Origin of the sequence: Mesorhizobium silamurunense, assembly GCF_014843825.1 — a bacterium.
In the GTDB taxonomy this organism is placed as follows: domain Bacteria; phylum Pseudomonadota; class Alphaproteobacteria; order Rhizobiales; family Rhizobiaceae; genus Mesorhizobium; species Mesorhizobium silamurunense.
In genome coordinates this window covers 1-467 of sequence record NZ_JHQR01000461.1, presented here as the reverse complement: position 1 = coordinate 467, position 467 = coordinate 1, and the positions used below count along the sequence as shown (strand labels likewise).

The following is a 467-nucleotide window of genomic DNA, read 5'->3' as shown; positions in this document are numbered from 1 at the left end:
CGCCCTCGTTGGTGGGGCGTATATAGTCGCCACCAATCCAAACTGTCAACCGCGATCTGCGATGTTTTTTCGATTTCTCGTGCAGATATCCACGGGGCTGAAATTCGTGAGTTGGCTTGGCTGTGGTGTTCCGCTGCCGATCACGCCTACCGAGGCTCGACACTCCTCGGTGGCAGCGCGTGCCATCGGCTTGAAAATCGCCTGCCCCTGCTTGGGACTATCGACAGCCGCGCCAAACCGAGCAGCGTTTCAGAGCCGGCCTTCCAGCAATTCCGCCGTGATGTTCCGACCGGCGTAAAAGATGCTCAGGATCGAAACCTGTTCGTCCTCGACCGCAAGGGCAATGCTGACGGCGCGCCGGTAGCCGATGATCCGCAGCCCAGGCATGATCTCGACCCGCTCGGTGCCGCGCTGTGGAAAAGTCGACAAGCCCAGGTGACCTTCAATTCGCGACGGTCGCTCGCGCT

Annotated in this window: 1 pseudogene; it reads right to left on the bottom strand. The window is 60.4% G+C overall.

What is annotated here, in order from left to right:
• Window positions 1–249: 249 nt before the first annotated feature.
• Window positions 250–467: pseudogene (locus DH10_RS37490) on the bottom strand (type II toxin-antitoxin system RelE/ParE family toxin); the annotation flags it as partial.